This window comes from Idiomarina sp. (genome assembly GCF_048260185.1).
Classification (GTDB): Bacteria; Pseudomonadota; Gammaproteobacteria; order Enterobacterales; family Alteromonadaceae; genus Idiomarina.
The window spans coordinates 703,446-718,157 of sequence record NZ_JBLXHB010000001.1; the positions used below are offsets into that span (position 1 = coordinate 703,446).

General features: G+C 46.7%; 15 protein-coding genes. 3 read left to right on the plus strand and 12 right to left on the minus strand.

All coding sequences use genetic code 11. The features are described 5' to 3' along the window. Position 1 precedes the first annotated feature (1 nt). Positions 2–304 carry a PilZ domain-containing protein gene (locus tag ACN0RF_RS03460; RefSeq protein WP_417438071.1) on the minus strand — a complete coding sequence of 101 codons (303 nt, stop codon included), beginning with the start codon at positions 302–304 and terminating at the stop codon, positions 2–4. Positions 305–402: 98 nt separating this feature from the next. Between ACN0RF_RS03460 and hspQ the strand changes: the two genes are divergently transcribed. Continuing rightward, a complete protein-coding gene (gene hspQ / locus ACN0RF_RS03465) occupies positions 403–714 on the plus strand; it encodes a heat shock protein HspQ (RefSeq protein WP_011233965.1) in 312 nt (103 codons plus the stop codon). A gap of 61 nt (positions 715–775) precedes the next feature. Beyond that, positions 776–1,144, plus strand: a complete 369-nt coding sequence (locus ACN0RF_RS03470) for a histidine triad nucleotide-binding protein (protein WP_417438072.1) — start codon at positions 776–778, stop codon at positions 1,142–1,144. A 5-nt stretch (positions 1,145–1,149) separates the two neighbouring features. Here the strand turns inward: ACN0RF_RS03470 and ACN0RF_RS03475 are convergent, their stop codons facing one another. Next, on the minus strand, positions 1,150–1,590 hold the full coding sequence (locus ACN0RF_RS03475; protein ID WP_417438073.1) for a hypothetical protein: 441 nt from the start codon (positions 1,588–1,590) through the stop codon (positions 1,150–1,152). 6 nt (positions 1,591–1,596) lie between these two features. Then, entirely contained in the window at positions 1,597–3,336 is a 1,740-nt protein-coding gene (gene ggt, locus ACN0RF_RS03480) for a gamma-glutamyltransferase (protein ID WP_417438074.1), read from the minus strand. 77 nt (positions 3,337–3,413) lie between these two features. Here ggt and rrtA point away from each other — a divergent pair, with 77 nt between their 5' ends. Further along, positions 3,414–3,983 carry a rhombosortase gene (gene rrtA / locus ACN0RF_RS03485; RefSeq protein WP_417438075.1) on the plus strand — a complete coding sequence of 190 codons (570 nt, stop codon included), beginning with the start codon at positions 3,414–3,416 and terminating at the stop codon, positions 3,981–3,983. A gap of 8 nt (positions 3,984–3,991) precedes the next feature. Here the strand turns inward: rrtA and ACN0RF_RS03490 are convergent, their stop codons facing one another. The 9 genes from ACN0RF_RS03490 to ACN0RF_RS03530 all read right to left on the minus strand — a co-directional run bounded on the left by ACN0RF_RS03490 (position 3,992) and on the right by ACN0RF_RS03530 (position 14,710). Beyond that, complete coding sequence (locus ACN0RF_RS03490; protein WP_417438076.1) at positions 3,992–6,475, minus strand: prolyl oligopeptidase family serine peptidase; 2,484 nt, start codon at positions 6,473–6,475, stop codon at positions 3,992–3,994. Positions 6,476–6,505: 30 nt separating this feature from the next. Beyond that, a complete protein-coding gene (gene maiA / locus ACN0RF_RS03495) occupies positions 6,506–7,144 on the minus strand; it encodes a maleylacetoacetate isomerase (RefSeq protein WP_417438324.1) in 639 nt (212 codons plus the stop codon). Then, positions 7,144–8,169 carry a fumarylacetoacetate hydrolase family protein gene (locus ACN0RF_RS03500; protein WP_011233972.1) on the minus strand — a complete coding sequence of 342 codons (1,026 nt, stop codon included), beginning with the start codon at positions 8,167–8,169 and terminating at the stop codon, positions 7,144–7,146. The genes maiA and ACN0RF_RS03500 overlap by 1 nt, the downstream gene beginning before the upstream one ends. A 6-nt stretch (positions 8,170–8,175) precedes the next feature. Further along, positions 8,176–9,306 carry a homogentisate 1,2-dioxygenase gene (locus ACN0RF_RS03505; protein WP_417438077.1) on the minus strand — a complete coding sequence of 377 codons (1,131 nt, stop codon included), beginning with the start codon at positions 9,304–9,306 and terminating at the stop codon, positions 8,176–8,178. Then, the gene (gene hppD / locus ACN0RF_RS03510; RefSeq protein ID WP_417438078.1) at positions 9,299–10,372 is read right to left on the minus strand and encodes a 4-hydroxyphenylpyruvate dioxygenase; all 1,074 of its coding nucleotides are present in this window, start codon (positions 10,370–10,372) and stop codon (positions 9,299–9,301) included. Before hppD ends, ACN0RF_RS03505 begins: the two co-directional genes overlap by 8 nt. 190 nt (positions 10,373–10,562) lie before the next feature. Next, complete coding sequence (gene tyrR / locus ACN0RF_RS03515) at positions 10,563–12,143, minus strand: transcriptional regulator TyrR (RefSeq protein ID WP_011233975.1); 1,581 nt, start codon at positions 12,141–12,143, stop codon at positions 10,563–10,565. 115 nt (positions 12,144–12,258) lie between these two features. Beyond that, complete coding sequence (locus ACN0RF_RS03520; protein ID WP_011233976.1) at positions 12,259–12,600, minus strand: 4a-hydroxytetrahydrobiopterin dehydratase; 342 nt, start codon at positions 12,598–12,600, stop codon at positions 12,259–12,261. A 19-nt stretch (positions 12,601–12,619) separates the two neighbouring features. Continuing rightward, positions 12,620–13,414 (minus strand): phenylalanine 4-monooxygenase, encoded by a 795-nt coding sequence (phhA, locus tag ACN0RF_RS03525; RefSeq protein WP_011233977.1) that lies wholly within the window; start codon positions 13,412–13,414, stop codon positions 12,620–12,622. Positions 13,415–13,483: 69 nt separating this feature from the next. Next, complete coding sequence (locus tag ACN0RF_RS03530) at positions 13,484–14,710, minus strand: trans-sulfuration enzyme family protein (protein ID WP_417438079.1); 1,227 nt, start codon at positions 14,708–14,710, stop codon at positions 13,484–13,486. Positions 14,711–14,712: the final 2 nt, after the last annotated feature.

Genomic DNA, 14,712 nt, shown 5'->3' on the forward strand with positions numbered 1-14,712 from the left:
GCTAGTCCATTGATATAATGCGACAACCCAGAATAAAATCGCCGCTGCTGTCTTCCAGTCTCTGACTGCGAACGACTTCAGCGGTAACTTTCAAAGGAGCTATCGAACCAGACGAGCCAATTTCAGCAAATAAACTATCGCCAATTTCTACACTTGCAGGTAACTGCAAAGACAAACCCGCCGCGCTTAAATCCAGACAAACTCCCTGTAACTGCTGCTCTCCCTTTTCATTTTTAAGAGTAACCTTTACATCCGCATTGACTGCCATTCGCATAAAATGTCGATTTTCCGGGGATTCCAGCATGTTGCCCTCTTATTTGTATATTAAGTGCAAATCTCACTTAAGTTTTAGCACGCCTTAGCCGATAAAAAAACATTATCGGGTAACATGGAAGCGTCATCATGGTAGAAGCGAAGTTTTCAATTGGTCAACTTATTACACACAGCCTTTACGGTTACCGTGGCGTGATTATTGATGCTGACCCGTGCTTTACACTATCTGACAGCTGGTACAATAAAATGGCGACCTCTAAACCGGCAAAAGACCAGCCCTGGTACCATATTTTAGTTAACAACTCGTCAATTCAAACTTATGTTAGTGAAAGCAGTTTAGAAGCCGACTTTTCAGAACAGGCAATTCAACACCCAATGGTGGACCTGTTGTTTTCGGGAAAGTCCGCCAGCCAATATAAGCTGTCCGAAAACCTCAACTGAATTTGTCGATGCCCAATGCTATAGTTACCATAGACTAAAATAGCGTAATAAGGGTAAGACAATGGCAGAAGAAACGATTTTCACAAAAATTATTAACCGTGATATCCCTGCGGACATTATCTACGAAGATGACAAAGCGCTTGCGTTTAAAGACATAAATCCACAAGCCCCGTTCCACTGTTTGATCATTCCCAAACAACCTATTGCGACTGCAAACGACATTAATGAAGACAACGCGGCTTTGGTTGGCCACTTGTATGTGGTTGCAGCGAAATTAGCAACGGAACACAATTTTGCACAAGACGGTTACCGGTTAGTCATGAACTGTAATGAGTATGGTGGCCAGACGGTGTATCACATTCATCTACACATGCTGGCCGGAAAACAAATGGGCTGGCCACCTTATACCGATAAGAAAAAAGAAGCGTAAAACAATTAAGGGCGATATCGGGTATCCAGAATTTTATCAACGACCCAGGCATCGTCCCTTTTAATCAGTACCACATCACGGCTGTCCTTCGCTCTCTCACCGTTGTGATAGCCGTCAAAAATGACCGTTACTCGTAAATCTTCCGAATTATTTAAGTAATCGGTAAAAGAGTTGGTTTCCACTTCAATTTCAACGGTTTCAAAATAGCGGCCAAGAACGTACCTCTGAACCGCACTAACCGCGCCATAATGATTAATTAAGTCAGCCATTCGTTCTGAAGAAAGCTGCTTAGCTTGCTCTAAATCCCCGTCCGTATAAATTGACTTGTAAAATCCATGAATCACTTCTTCGGGTTGAGCCTGCGCATAGTTAATAGGTTCGTCGTCTCCGCATGCAGATAACGTCACTACAGCGCAAGCCAAAATCAACAGTTTTATAATTTTCATCGCCTGCTATTCTCCTTTTGCCACACCTTCGCGACGTGGGTCAGCACCACCTATGAGAGTGCCGTCTGAATCAATACTGACTCCGTGTAAGCCACTATTTAAATCAATAACTTTGACGTCATGTCCGCGTTTTTCTAAAACCGCTTTCAGTTCACTTATGTCCCGGCCTTTTTCCAGCGAGGTGTAGTCATTACGATTGGTTACGTGACCAAGATTGATAGCTTCCTGCACATTAAGGTTCCAGTCCAGCATGCCAACTAGTGTCTGGCTGACATAATTAATAATTCGGCTACCACCGGGAGAACCCAAAGCGTGTAAAACCTGTTCACCCTTTTCGTCCAGTACAATAATGGGATCCATTGAACTACGGGGCCGTTTACCCGCCTCAACTCTGTTGGCATACTTTTCTTTACCATCGCCCGGCGCCAGAGAAAAGTCCGTTAATTGGTTATTTAACAAGAAACCGCCAGCCATGACTGTTGAGCCAAAGCCCATTTCAATACTGGTCGTCATAGACAATACATTGCCTTCAGCATCAACTATTGAAACATGGCTGGTATTTGGCAGTTCATAAGCAATATCCTGCTCATATCCGGGTTGCAGCTGAACTCCCGGTTTTGCCTTACCCATGTCATTTTCGGTAATTTTATCTGCCCGGCTCGACAAATAAGTTTTGTCCAGCATGGCTTCAACTGGCATCTCTACAAAGTCAGGATCCGCAATCCATTGATTCCTGTCAGCGTAAGCCATCCGTGAAGCCTGAGTAAACAAATGCACAAATTGTTCCGAATTAGGTTCAAGTTCACCTAATTCAAAGTTCTCCAGCACACCCAGGGTCTGCAATGTCGTAATGCCCCCTGAGCTTGGCGGCCCCATACCGCAAACCTGATACTGTCGATACACGCTGCATACCGGTTCGCGCAGTTTGGCTTTGTATTGGCTTAAATCTTTAAGACTTAAGACACCAGGCTCTATCGGACTGTTTTGTACCGCATTCACGATCTTTTCGGCCAGTTCGCCCTGATAAAGTGCATCCGCACCCTGTTCAGCAATAAGACTCAGGCTATTTGCATAGTCCAGGTTTTTGAGAGTGGAACCCGCTGCTAATGGCTCGCCATTGGGGAAAAAGTAGTTACTGGCTGCTGGCATTTTCTTAACACCGGGGTTAATTTCCATCTCAACCAACTTAGCCAGTCGCGGAGATACTTCAAAACCCTCTTTTGAAAGTTCAATAGTTTGACTGAAAAGTGACGACCAATCCGCTTTGCCCCAACGTTTATGAGCTAATTCCAGGCCGCGAATGACTCCAGGTGTCCCGACTGAACGGCCACCGACGACGGCGTCAATCCACTTAGGCGCATTACCTTCTTCATCCAGAAACAAAGACTCAGTAGCGTCCATAGGAGCAGTCTCACGCGCATCTATGCTGTACAGCTTGCTCTCTTCGTTATCCCAATACAGAATAAACGCACCGCCCCCCGGCCCCGATGACTGAGGTTCAACCAACCCCAGCATAGCCTGTACGGCAACAGCGGCATCAACGGCAGAACCACCACGCCTTAATACTTCATAGCCCGCATCAACCGCATGCGGGTTAGCTGCGGCAACCATAAATTTATCGGCAGTTACCGCACTCTTCTCAGCAAAGCCTGTTGCAGCTTCAGGTTCACGGGTTTCTTGTTCAGATACAGGCGAGCAGGCAGTCAATACACTTGCAGCAATTATTGTCGGTAGCCAGAACTTCATAAGGTCTCATTCATATTGGGAAGAATTTCCCCTATCATACGAATCAGAAACCAATGACGCAACGAAAAGGGAAACGAATGGAGAGGTTTAATCGATACTGGGCGGGACTTATCCTTGTTCTGATTTTATCCATTTTTTTGCAACTGATGCCTCAGTGGCACTCATTGTTGGCTTTTAACTCAGAAACCGTTATGGCTGAAGGCTGGCCATTGATTAGCGCCCACTTTATTCATTTAGACTGGTGGCATGCGTTGTTTAACTTCGTTGGTCTGACACTCATCGTACTCATTTGGCGAGAATACTGGAGCACTCGCTGGTTAATAAATGCCTTGCTTATAAGCGGTGTTGCAACCTCGCTAATGCTCTGGATTATTCCGGTTAATTTAAGCTTTGTCGGTTTATCCGGTGTTCTGCATGGACTGCTTGCTTATTGCTTAATTAAAGACATTCGTTCGGGGAAAAAATGGATGTGGATTATTCTGATAGCGCTTGTGGTAAAGGTCGTTGCCGAGTTACTGGGCTGGCAGCCGGATCACTTTGTTGGTGAGCATGTCAGCTACATTCACGCTGCAGGTTTAGTGAGCTCACTATTACTCTATAAATTAGAACGGCGCCGTATTAGTGACGCCGTTCCCTTCGATAAGTAAAGTTCGCTTTACTTCAGGTTTTCTTCAAACAACTTAAAAATCCGACGGTATTCGTTCAGCCAGCTTTCGGGCTGACGGAAACCGTGCGGTTCCACCGGATAAATTGCCGTTTCCCAGTCTTCTTTCTTCAGCTCAATTAAGCGCTGCACAAGGCGAACACTGTCCTGGAAGAACACATTGTCATCAATCATTGGGGAATTGATAAGTAACGCATCTTCTAAGCCGTCGGCAAAGTAGATAGGAGAGCTACGACGATAGGCAATAGCATCGTCCTGCGGCAAATTCAGAATGTTTGACGTATAGCTGGTGTTATAATGAGCCCAGTCAGTAACCGGACGCAAAGCAGAACCCGCCTCGAATAAACCAGGCTCTTTAAACAAGGCCATAAAAGTCAAAAAGCCCCCATAAGAACCACCATAGGTGCCTAGCTTGTTGCCATCAACGTTCAAGTCACTTTCTAAATAACCCGCAACATCGACCAGATCTTCAACTTCCGGTGTTCCCATTTGACGGTAAATAGCAGTACGCCAGTCGCGTCCGTAACCTTTTGAACCGCGGTAGTCGAGGTCTGCAACCACATAGCCATTTTTATTCAGTAAGCTGTGGAACATGAACTCGCGGAAATAGCCCGACCAACCCATATGCGCATTCTGCAAATAACCTGCACCATGAATAAACACAACCGCAGGATATTCTTCGGCTCTGTTTTCATCAAAACCTTCAGGCTTATAGATACGGGTATAAATAGGCTCATCAACATGAGAAGACTCAACCCCGACCAGTTCCGGCGCCGTCCAGTCAATACTCAAAAACTTCTCCGAAACCGTATGCGTCAGACGCTTCGCCTTTTCTGAGGAGTTTGCTGCTTTATGATAAAGCTCAGGCGGCATTAACGGTGTTGAATGAGTCAGCAACAGCTCGTCACTTTCAGGGCTGAGCTCAAATGCGGTCATACCATCAAGGTCAGTCAAAGCTTCCGGTTCGCCACTACCATCGGTTTTCACCCGGTACACTTCGTAGATACCAGGGTGTTCAATGTTCGCCTGGAAATACAGATAGTCTCCGCTACGGTTTAAGTCGGCAGACTCCACAACATAGTTGCCTTTAGTTAGCTGGCGCGTACTGCCATCAATGCTCGTGGCATACAACTGAGAGTAACCGTCAGCTTCGGACATAAACCACAATTCGTTGTCATTTAACCAGCCAAATTCATTGTGAGTGTAGTTTATCCAGGCATCGTCGTGTAAACGGTCTTGAGAAACCAGCTTTTTACCGGCAGTATCAACCGTGGCAAGCCAGCGGTCTTTGTTGTCCCAGGCCTCCAGCATAACTGCAACTTCGGTGCCCTGCGCGTTCCACTGAATAGCACCGTTATCCCAACCCCAGTCGGACATCAGGGTAATTGGCCGCGGCTTCTCTTCAGAAGTATAGCTTTCGCCTTCTGCCTCAAGGTTTTCGCGCTTCACTTCCGCCAGCACATCTTCGTTCCAGCCCGGTAAAGTGTTGTAAGTTAAAGTGGACTGACTACCGTTCGTTAGGTTCAGCAAAACCAACTGATGTTCAACCGGCTTAGCATCAGCCACACGGCGACGCACGTTCTCACTTTTTACGCGGCCGTCTTCACTGATGTAGTTCGGCATAATATCGCCTTCATCACGCCAGCTTTGCGGTTCAGTAATAGCTACCAGTAAAAAGTCACCTTTTGGTGATAAGCCGGCCGATACCAACTCTTTATTCTCAGGTAGATAGAAAGGCTCTGGTGCCAGGGTTGCGTTTTGTGCTTGTAAATCGGAACGCTGAGCAAAACGTTCTTCTGATGCCTTACGCTCTTTTTGCACATACTCAAGAAGTTCTTGCTCTTCGCGAGCCAGGTAATCTTTAGGTTCTTCATTTGCCTTAGGCTTTTCTTTAAACGCTAATGAAGCAACCTGGCGGCTTAACCCTGAGTTCACGTCAATGACGAAGAAGTTATTGTCCTGCTGGTAACTTAACTGACCATTAGTCATGGGCTGCAGGTTGTGCTGGCGAGCATCGTCACGGGTTAATTGCCTAAGGCTACCGTCATTGAAACGAACAAAGATATTGCCTTCAAAGGTATAAGCCAAAAAGCTGTCATCAGCTGCATGAACTTTTTCATCGGCAACGTACTGATGCAGGTTTTCTATCGCCACTGTCTGTGGCTCACCAGCACCGTTCTCAAGCATCATTAGATCACGAATGTCACTGCCTTCGCGCTTTTGATAAAAAAGAATGTCCTCACCATCCATACTCCAGAAAGCCTGCTCCGGGAAACGTCCCATCCAGTCCGGATCAGCCATAATTTGTTCCATGGTGAGCGCGGCTGTTCCTTGCGCACTGGCAAGAGAGTTAGCTTGTATGGTTGGTGTGTTTTTCTGCGTGTCAGCAGTATTCGTATTCTGAGGAGAGGTTGATGCGCAAGAGGCGACAAACAATGCCGCCCCAATGGCCATCACCAGACGTGACTTCACCATATTATTATTTTCCTTTTTAGGATCCCTGGATTACTGTGCATCCGCTTGATTTTCAGGCCGAGCCTGTTGCACTGCGTCAAGCGCCTGCAAACGTTCATGCACCGCCATTAAAGTTGGATATGAAGTTAAATCCAAATTAAAGCGTTGCGCATTGTATACCTGAGGTATCAAACAGATATCAGCCAATGTTACCGAATTACCATAGCAATAATCACCTGCATACTCGGTCAGTCGCTGTTCAAATGCGGTAAAACTTTTTTCCACCCAGTTTGCGATCCAGGCTGAGCGTTGTTCGTCACTGCAATTAAGCTCACCGGTTAAATACTGTAGCACTCGTAAATTGGTAACAGGTTGCAGTTCGCAGGCCAAATCATAAGCCAGCGCTCTTGCCTTTGCTTTATCCGTGGGAGCGGAAGGCAGTAAAGGCGTGTCCGGATAGCACTCTTCCAGATACTCAATAATGGCTAAAGACTGATTTAACCTAACCTCACCATCTATAAAAGTAGGAACCAAGCGCGCAGGATTAAGCTTTCGATAAGCCTCACTGTGCTGTTGTCCGCCGTCTTTAACTAAATGCACCGGTTCGTACTCGTACGCCAGCCCTTTGAGGTTTAACGCAATACGAACCCGGTAACTGGCGCTTGAGCGCCAGTAGCCGTATAGTTTCATCACTTTTCAGGACCTTCGTATTGAACAACTTTTTGGTTAATGGTGCCGAATATTGACTGGCCACCATCATCTTTCATTTCCATTTTAATGGTGTCACCAAACTGCATAAACTGTGTCGCCGGCTTGCCATCACGAATGGTTTCAATCATACGCACTTCAGCGATACAGCTGTAACCAACACCACCTTCTTCAATAGAGGTTCCGTGGTCAGTTCCCTGCTTATTGGAAACTGTACCCGAGCCAATAATGGCACCGGCCCCTAAGTGACGAGTCTTCGCTGCATGAGCGACCAACTGGCCAAAATCAAAGGTCATGTCTTCGCCGGCATTAGGTTTACCAAAAGCTTTTCCGTTGTACTCTGACAATAGTGGTAAATGTACCTTGTTAGCTTTCCATGCGTCGCCCAGTTCGTCTGGTGTTACCGCGACCGGCGAAAAAGCTGAGGATGGTTTACTCTGGAAAAAGCCAAAACCTTTGCCCAGCTCGCCCGGAATCAGCCCGCGTAACGAAACGTCATTAACCAACATCAATAATTTAATATGCTGCCCGGCGGTCTTAGCATCAACACCCATTGGTACATCATCGGTAATAATGGCAATTTCGCCTTCAAAATCGATGCCCCATTCAGTGCTGCCCATTTCAATATCATCGTAAGGCGCTAAGAAGTCATCAGAACCGCCCTGATACATTAAAGGATCTTCCCAGAAGCTCGGTGGCATCTCGGCACCGCGTGCACGACGTACTAATTCAACGTGGTTTACATAGGCGCTGCCATCGGCCCACTGATACGCACGAGGCAGAGGCGACTCACATAAAGCTTCATCGAACTGGATACTGCCATCCACGTCGCTGTCGTTAAGCTGCTGATAGATTTTTTCGAGCTTAGGTGCAATACCGTCCCAGTTGTCGAGCAACTCTTGCATGCAAGACGCAATAGCAGGAACCGCTACTGCTGCATTTAAATTTCTGCTAACGACCATTAACTGACCGTCTCGTGTACCATTCCTGTATGTGGCGAGTTTCATAAGTTGTTATTTCTCCTGCCAACTGTAAACGTAGTCCGGGTTCTCAACCGCCATAGCCTCATCACTCGCGTGTAAGGCATCGCGGGTATCGAGCATAACCGCAACTTCGTCAGTGAATTTCTTTTTGTGCTCACGCCCGGCTTTAAATGCTTTCGGGTGTGGGCCATGAGTAAAGCCTGCCGGATGGAAGGTTACCATACCGCGATCGATATTATCACGGCTGAAGAAGTCGCCTTCGTGATAGAACAGCACTTCATCGTAATCATCGTTATTGTGGTAGAAAGGTACTTTCAATGCGCCCGGGTCTGACTCAATAGGACGCGGCACAAAGGTACAAACTACGAAACGATCGGCGACAAACGTGGTGTGTGCCGATGGCGGCAAATGATACCGGTGGCTCATTAATGGTCTGATATCGCGCCAGTTCAGACGGACCGGTGCGAGCTCACCATGCCAACCAATCGCATCCAGCGGATTATAAGGGTAAGTTATGACCGACACTTGCTGATGACGTTTTACATAGACCTGCCATTGGTCTTCACTGTACTGAACCTGAAAAGCTTCATCAATATCCGGAGTATCCAGAACCGCTGGATCAAAAATGGCATGATTACCGACCAAGCCCTTTTCTGGCAAGCTATAAGAACCATCGGTTGCTTCAATCATCAGCAACTGCATGGTTTCATCAGGTTCAAGGCGCCAGTTAGTGGAACGCGGAATTAAAAAGTAATCCCCTTTTACTAAGTGGATATGGCCGTAGTCACAGTACAGATGACCACTTCCTTCATGGACAAAGAGTAAATCGTCGCCATCGGCGTTACGCACTAAATAGTCCATTTTGCTGTGGCAATGCCACAAACGAAAACGGCAGTTATTATTGTGCAATAAATCAGGCGTTACCCAAGGGTTTTCCGGAGCTATGGCTTCTAACTTATTAAAATCAAAAGCCCGCGGGCGCAAGGGCCCACGCCACTCCGACCAACCGGTCGGAGCATGCTGATGGTGAAAATGCGTGGCCGGGCCAAAAAAGCCGCTACGGCCAGCTTCACGTTCATAAATGGCTTGCTCCGGAAAGTCAGCATGAGCCTGTCGAGATGACTTGCCCACCTGCTTCGGAAAGCTAATCCATTTACGCATCGCTTAACACTCCCCGGCGAATCTGGTCTTCCTCAATGCTTTCAAATAACGCTTTGAAGTTACCTTCGCCAAAACCTTCATTACCTTTACGCTGAATGATTTCAAAAAATACAGGACCAATAACGGTTTGTGTAAAGATTTGCAGTAAGATGCCGTCTTTCATTGGTGCACCGTCGATTAGAATACGCTGCTCACGCAGTGCGTCCAAATCTTCCTGGTGCCCTTCAACGCGGTCATTCACTTTCTCGTAGTAAGTTTCCGGCGTATCCATGAAGTCCATGCCAATAGAACGCAGGTCTTTTACGGTTTTGTAGATATTGTCACTGGTTAAAGCAATGTGCTGAATACCTTCGCCTTTGTACTCTTTTAAGTACTCTTCAATTTGCGATTTGTCATCGTGAGATTCATTAATTGGAATACGGATCTTACCGCAAGGTGCTGTCATCGCTCGGCTTAACAGGCCTGTCAGTTTGCCTTCAATATCAAAGTAACGAATTTCACGGAAGTTACCAATGCGCTCATAGAAGCCAGCCCAGGTATCCATGTTGCCGCGGAATACGTTGTGCGTCAGGTGGTCAATATCAAACAGACCCGCGGCGTGACCGCTCATTTTCGCTTCCCAGTTTTCATAGAAGTCGAAATGCTGCTTATAAATTTCATGGTTTTCGTAGTTGTCGACAAAATACAACGCACTTTCGCCAATACCGAACACTGCCGGAACACCTTCAACAACGCCTTTATCAGCAGGGAATGCTTTAGCACCGTTATCAAGTGAATGCTTCAATGCATGAGCCGCATCTTCGACACGCCATGCCATACCACAAACACTTGGACCATGGTCTTTCGCAAACTCTTCAGCCTGACCACCCGGTTCAGCGTTAATAATGAAATTAATGTCGTTCTGCTTGTACAACCAGGCCTGCTTGCTCTTGTGCTTAGCCACTTCAGTGAAACCCAGTTTGTCGAACAAGTCTTTTAACGCATCAATGCCTTTCTCGTCCGGAGCGGTATACTCAACGAACTCAAAACCGTCTGTATTTAACGGATTAATCATTTTATCTGTCATGGTTACTTCCTCTTATTATTCGGTTGTTAACACCATGACTGTAGCGGTAGTTGTGGGGAAAAGGCGAATAAGAGGAGAAGATAGCAAATTGCTGAAGTTAAGGTTAAAACGTAAAGTTTAATGTACAGGCTGAACACTTGCTCTGGATCAAGGTACAGCCTGTTTAACTTGTAAAGCTTTTGTTACAAGACTACTTTTTTGTCTGTTCTGCTTTACGGGCGCGACCACTGCGTTGCTTACCAATGCCATAATCGCGTAATTTATTAGCCACTGCGGTATGGGAAAGCCCTAAACGTTTTGCCAGTTGCCTTGTACTGGGGAAACTCGGATACAAACGGCGTAATACGTGGCTTTCAAAACGGCGAACTGCATCGTCCAGGCTCATATCGTCAATATCCAGTGCTAGCTGGTCATCTTCCTGATTCAACTCAGGCAAACGGATATCCGCGGGCTCCAGCGTATAACCTTCTATCATTGAAACCGAACGAAACATAGTGTTCTCCAGCTGGCGCACGTTGCCCGGCCACTGGTAACGCTTGAGCCGCTCTTTCGCCGCCCGGCTTAAACTTACCTGACTGCGCCCTAGCTTCTTACAAGCCTGAGTCACAAAATGCTCTGCCAACAATAAAATATCGCTTTTGCGTTCACGCAGCGGCGGAACATTCAGTGCCAGGACGTTTAGCCGATAATACAAGTCTTCGCGAAATTCGCCGTTTTCAACGAGTTCGTATAGGTTACCCTGGGCTGTGCAAATAACTCGCACGTCTACGCTCACTTCCTGCTCTTCGCCAATGCGGCGAAACACACCGTCTTCTAAAAAGCGTAGTAATTTTGCCTGCAGGCCAATAGACATTTCACTGACTGAGTCCAGTAATACTGTGCCCCCGGCAGATTGTTCCAGGACCCCGGTTTTACGAGTGCTCTGGCTACTTATGCTGCCTTCGCCATGACCAAACAGTTCGCTCTCAGCAACATTGTCCGGTAGTGCCGCACAATTTATGGCTAAAAAGGGTTTATCCTGACGCTGGCTGGCTAAATGACAGGCTTTTGCCAACAGCTCTTTACCAACACCCGTTTCACCTTCGATTAACAGCGGCGCGTCAAGCTCTGCCATACGCTGAGCATCTTTAATCACGCGCTTCATAGTGCTGTTATCGGTCAACAGACGTTCAAAGGCTTTCTCATTAGTCTGACTCTGCCAGGTTGCTGTTACGGGCTCTGACTTACAAGTCATTACCGCACCGGCAAACGCCGTACTACCTTCTTCGTCGTTAACCCAGATAGGAAGTAATTGAGCGTAGTACTCTGAATTGCCTATGGTCACGGCCTCGTAAATAGGGTCACGGGGCTTTTTATCCAGCCAGCGTTGTAGCGAGATACCATGCACATACTGCATCAGCGGCTCACCTTTAAGGCTGTCTTCCTGACCCGCTAATAAACGTAAACCGGCGTCATTGATAATGTCGATATGACCTTTACTATCAATAGAAAGAACCGGATCCGGCAAGGTACTTAACAGCAAACTAAATTCATAATGCTCGCGTTCAAACGGCATGTAAGGAATGGTTTTTACGTCAATAATATTGGGAATGCGACGAATCTGAGGCATCAAATGCCGAAAATCATCGAAGGCTAATTCAGGAAAATTTAGGAAGATTTTTCCTTTAGGATCGACTTCAATGCCACGTAAATCAATTTCGTGGTCTCGCAAAATTTGCAGAACATCCTGACAGATACCCAGACGGTCATCACAAGTTATCTCAAGTCGCATAAACCCTACTGCATTGAACTAAATGTAAAGCAAATAATACACTATTGTTCCCGCTTAAAAAACAAAAACCCCGGCCAATAGACCGGGGTTCCATGCAGTTCATCGACAAAGCTGGCTAAGCGTCAACTACACTGTCGGTTTTTGCCGCCATAATAAAGTCATTTTTATGCAAACCGTTAATGGCGTGAGTCCACCAGGTAACCGTTACTTTGCCCCATTCAGTCACCAGCTCAGGGTGATGTTTTTCTTCCTCAGCAAGGTCACCTACTCGGTTAGTAAAAGCCAGCGCCTGCTTAAAGTTTTTAAACTTAAATTCGCGCTGCAACATCATCACGTTGTCATTTGTTACCGGCGTCCAGTCAGGTATTTCACGCATCAGCTCTTTCAGTTCTTCATCACTAACTTGTGGTGCGTCTGCATGACACGCTTCACAACGTGCATTTTCCAAGTTTGACATTCTTTAATACTCCTTCGCCTTAAGCTGCGTCTTTTGGTGGAAATTTCGGTTCAAATAAGCCTAACTCCATAGCCTCATGAACCAGCGACATAATATCCATGTCGGATATCTTAAACAGCTCGTCCACACTCTCTATGGTGTAGTAGATAGGTTGAATAATATCAATTCGGTACGGTGTACGAAGCGCATCTAACGCTTTCAGTGGCTTGCGCTCTGGAGTATCGCTGTTAACGGCGTATTCCGTTTCAGCCGGAGACGATAAAATACCGCCACCATAAATTCGGATACCCTCTTCGGTCTTCAATAACCCGAACTCTACGGTAAACCAGTACAGGCGAGCCAGATAGACCCGTTCTTTGGGTGTGGCTGCATAACCCAATTTACCGTATTGGTGAGTAAAATGCGCAAACGCCGGGTTGGTTAATAGCGGGCAGTGTCCGAATATTTCGTGAAAAATATCAGGTTCCTGCAAGTAATCAAACTCTTCCCGTGTGCGAATAAAGGTTGCTACCGGAAACTGCTTGTTTGCCAGTAGGCGAAAAAACTCATCAAATGGAATTAACGCTGGAACTGCTGCAACTTGCCAGCCTGTCTCTCTCTCCAGTACATTATTAATTTCATGCATTTGTGGCAAGCGATCCTTCGGCAAGTCGAGTAACTCCAGTCCCTTCATATACTCATCGCAAGCTTTACCCGGTATGCATTCCAACTGACGTTCGACCAAATCTTTCCAGACCTGATTTTCTTCGTCACTCCACTGAATAATACCGTTTTCATCCGGTTGCCTTGATACGTATTGACTTTGTTTACCCATAATTCAGCCTTGTTGCTTCCTCATTAATGTTTGATCGTTTTTGTTATTATTAGTTCATCTTTTGCAGAGTTACGCGGACTTCTGCCACTGCACACGGCAGGCCTCCAGCGCCTGTTCAAGATCCGCAATAATATCTTCTGCTGCTTCTAAGCCTACAGCAATTCGAATCAATGTATCCGAAATCCCAGCTTTAAGACGAGCCTCCGGCGTATACGGGGAATGCGTCATTGACGCCGGATGCTGAATAAGAGTTTCAGCATCGCCCAGACTCACTGCCAGAGCTATCATCCGCAATTGATTCAGAAAGTAACGTGCTTTCGCTTCATCGCCTTCCAGTTCAAAAGCGATAACCGCCCCATTACGGCTCATCTGCTTACCCATTAAAGCTTGTGCTTCGTGGTCAGGCGCTCCGGGGTAGTAAATCTTCTTAATATCATTGCGTGTGGCCAGAAAATCATAGACCGCATCAGCGTTTTCGCAGTGGCGCTGCATGCGCACATCCAGGGTTTTCAGACCACGCAGTATAAGCCAGGCGTCGTGTGGACTAATAGTCGCGCCCATGTCTTTTAAGGTTGTACTTTTAATGGTGTTAATATCGTCGTCACTGCCACAAATAATGCCTGCGACTACGTCACCATGGCCATTAAGGAACTTAGTTGCACTGTGCACAACAATATCCGCACCGTGCCGTTTGGGCTGCTGCATCAGTGGCGTCATAAAGGTATTATCCACCACCAGGCGAATGTCTAAGTTGGCAATTACGGCATGAACTTTTTCGATATCAACCACTTTCAGGTGGGGGTTAGCCGGGGTTTCCAGAAAAACTAAGCGGGTATTTTCGCGCAGGGTTTCTTTCAACAGGCCTTCGTTGTTTAAATCAATAAAGTCGGCTTCGACACCGAAGCGCTCAAACAACTCACTGAACAATGCAAAACTGCAACCGTAAATGGCATCAGATACCACAATATGATCACCGCTGCGCACAAAAGCCATAGTGGCCGCGGCAATAGCACCCATTCCGGTTGCTGCCGCCGCTGCTGCCTCATAACCTTCAAGGGATGCCATCCGGCGCTCTAGCTCTGCAGTCGTCGGGTTGCCTAAACGGCTGTAAATATAACCTTCTTCCTCGCCGGCAAAGCGACGAGTGCCCTGCTCCGCAGAAGAAAACCGAAAGGTCGATGTCTGATAAAGTGGAGCGGTTAACGCGCCATGAGGGTCGTCATGCGCGGCTCCGGCATGAATTACCTGAGTCGCTGGCTGCCATTTATTATTATGTGATTTTAAATCAGAAGACATGC

Bases quoted from the DNA above. Each gene is read 5' to 3' on its own strand.
- tyrR (WP_011233975.1), bottom strand. From the start codon at position 12,143: ATGCGACTTGAGATAACTTGTGATGACCGTCTGGGTATCTGTCAGGAT.
- ggt (WP_417438074.1), bottom strand. From the start codon at position 3,336: ATGAAGTTCTGGCTACCGACAATAATTGCTGCAAGTGTATTGACTGCC.
- ACN0RF_RS03475 (WP_417438073.1), bottom strand. From the start codon at position 1,590: ATGAAAATTATAAAACTGTTGATTTTGGCTTGCGCTGTAGTGACGTTA.
- hppD (WP_417438078.1), bottom strand. From the start codon at position 10,372: ATGACAGATAAAATGATTAATCCGTTAAATACAGACGGTTTTGAGTTC.
- ACN0RF_RS03505 (WP_417438077.1), bottom strand. From the start codon at position 9,306: ATGCGTAAATGGATTAGCTTTCCGAAGCAGGTGGGCAAGTCATCTCGA.
- rrtA (WP_417438075.1), top strand. From the start codon at position 3,414: ATGGAGAGGTTTAATCGATACTGGGCGGGACTTATCCTTGTTCTGATT.
- ACN0RF_RS03470 (WP_417438072.1), top strand. From the start codon at position 776: ATGGCAGAAGAAACGATTTTCACAAAAATTATTAACCGTGATATCCCT.
- hspQ (WP_011233965.1), top strand. From the start codon at position 403: ATGGTAGAAGCGAAGTTTTCAATTGGTCAACTTATTACACACAGCCTT.
- ACN0RF_RS03530 (WP_417438079.1), bottom strand. From the start codon at position 14,710: ATGTCTTCTGATTTAAAATCACATAATAATAAATGGCAGCCAGCGACT.
- maiA (WP_417438324.1), bottom strand. From the start codon at position 7,144: ATGAAACTATACGGCTACTGGCGCTCAAGCGCCAGTTACCGGGTTCGT.
- phhA (WP_011233977.1), bottom strand. From the start codon at position 13,414: ATGGGTAAACAAAGTCAATACGTATCAAGGCAACCGGATGAAAACGGT.
- ACN0RF_RS03490 (WP_417438076.1), bottom strand. From the start codon at position 6,475: ATGGTGAAGTCACGTCTGGTGATGGCCATTGGGGCGGCATTGTTTGTC.
- ACN0RF_RS03460 (WP_417438071.1), bottom strand. From the start codon at position 304: ATGCTGGAATCCCCGGAAAATCGACATTTTATGCGAATGGCAGTCAAT.
- ACN0RF_RS03520 (WP_011233976.1), bottom strand. From the start codon at position 12,600: ATGTCAAACTTGGAAAATGCACGTTGTGAAGCGTGTCATGCAGACGCA.
- ACN0RF_RS03500 (WP_011233972.1), bottom strand. From the start codon at position 8,169: ATGAAACTCGCCACATACAGGAATGGTACACGAGACGGTCAGTTAATG.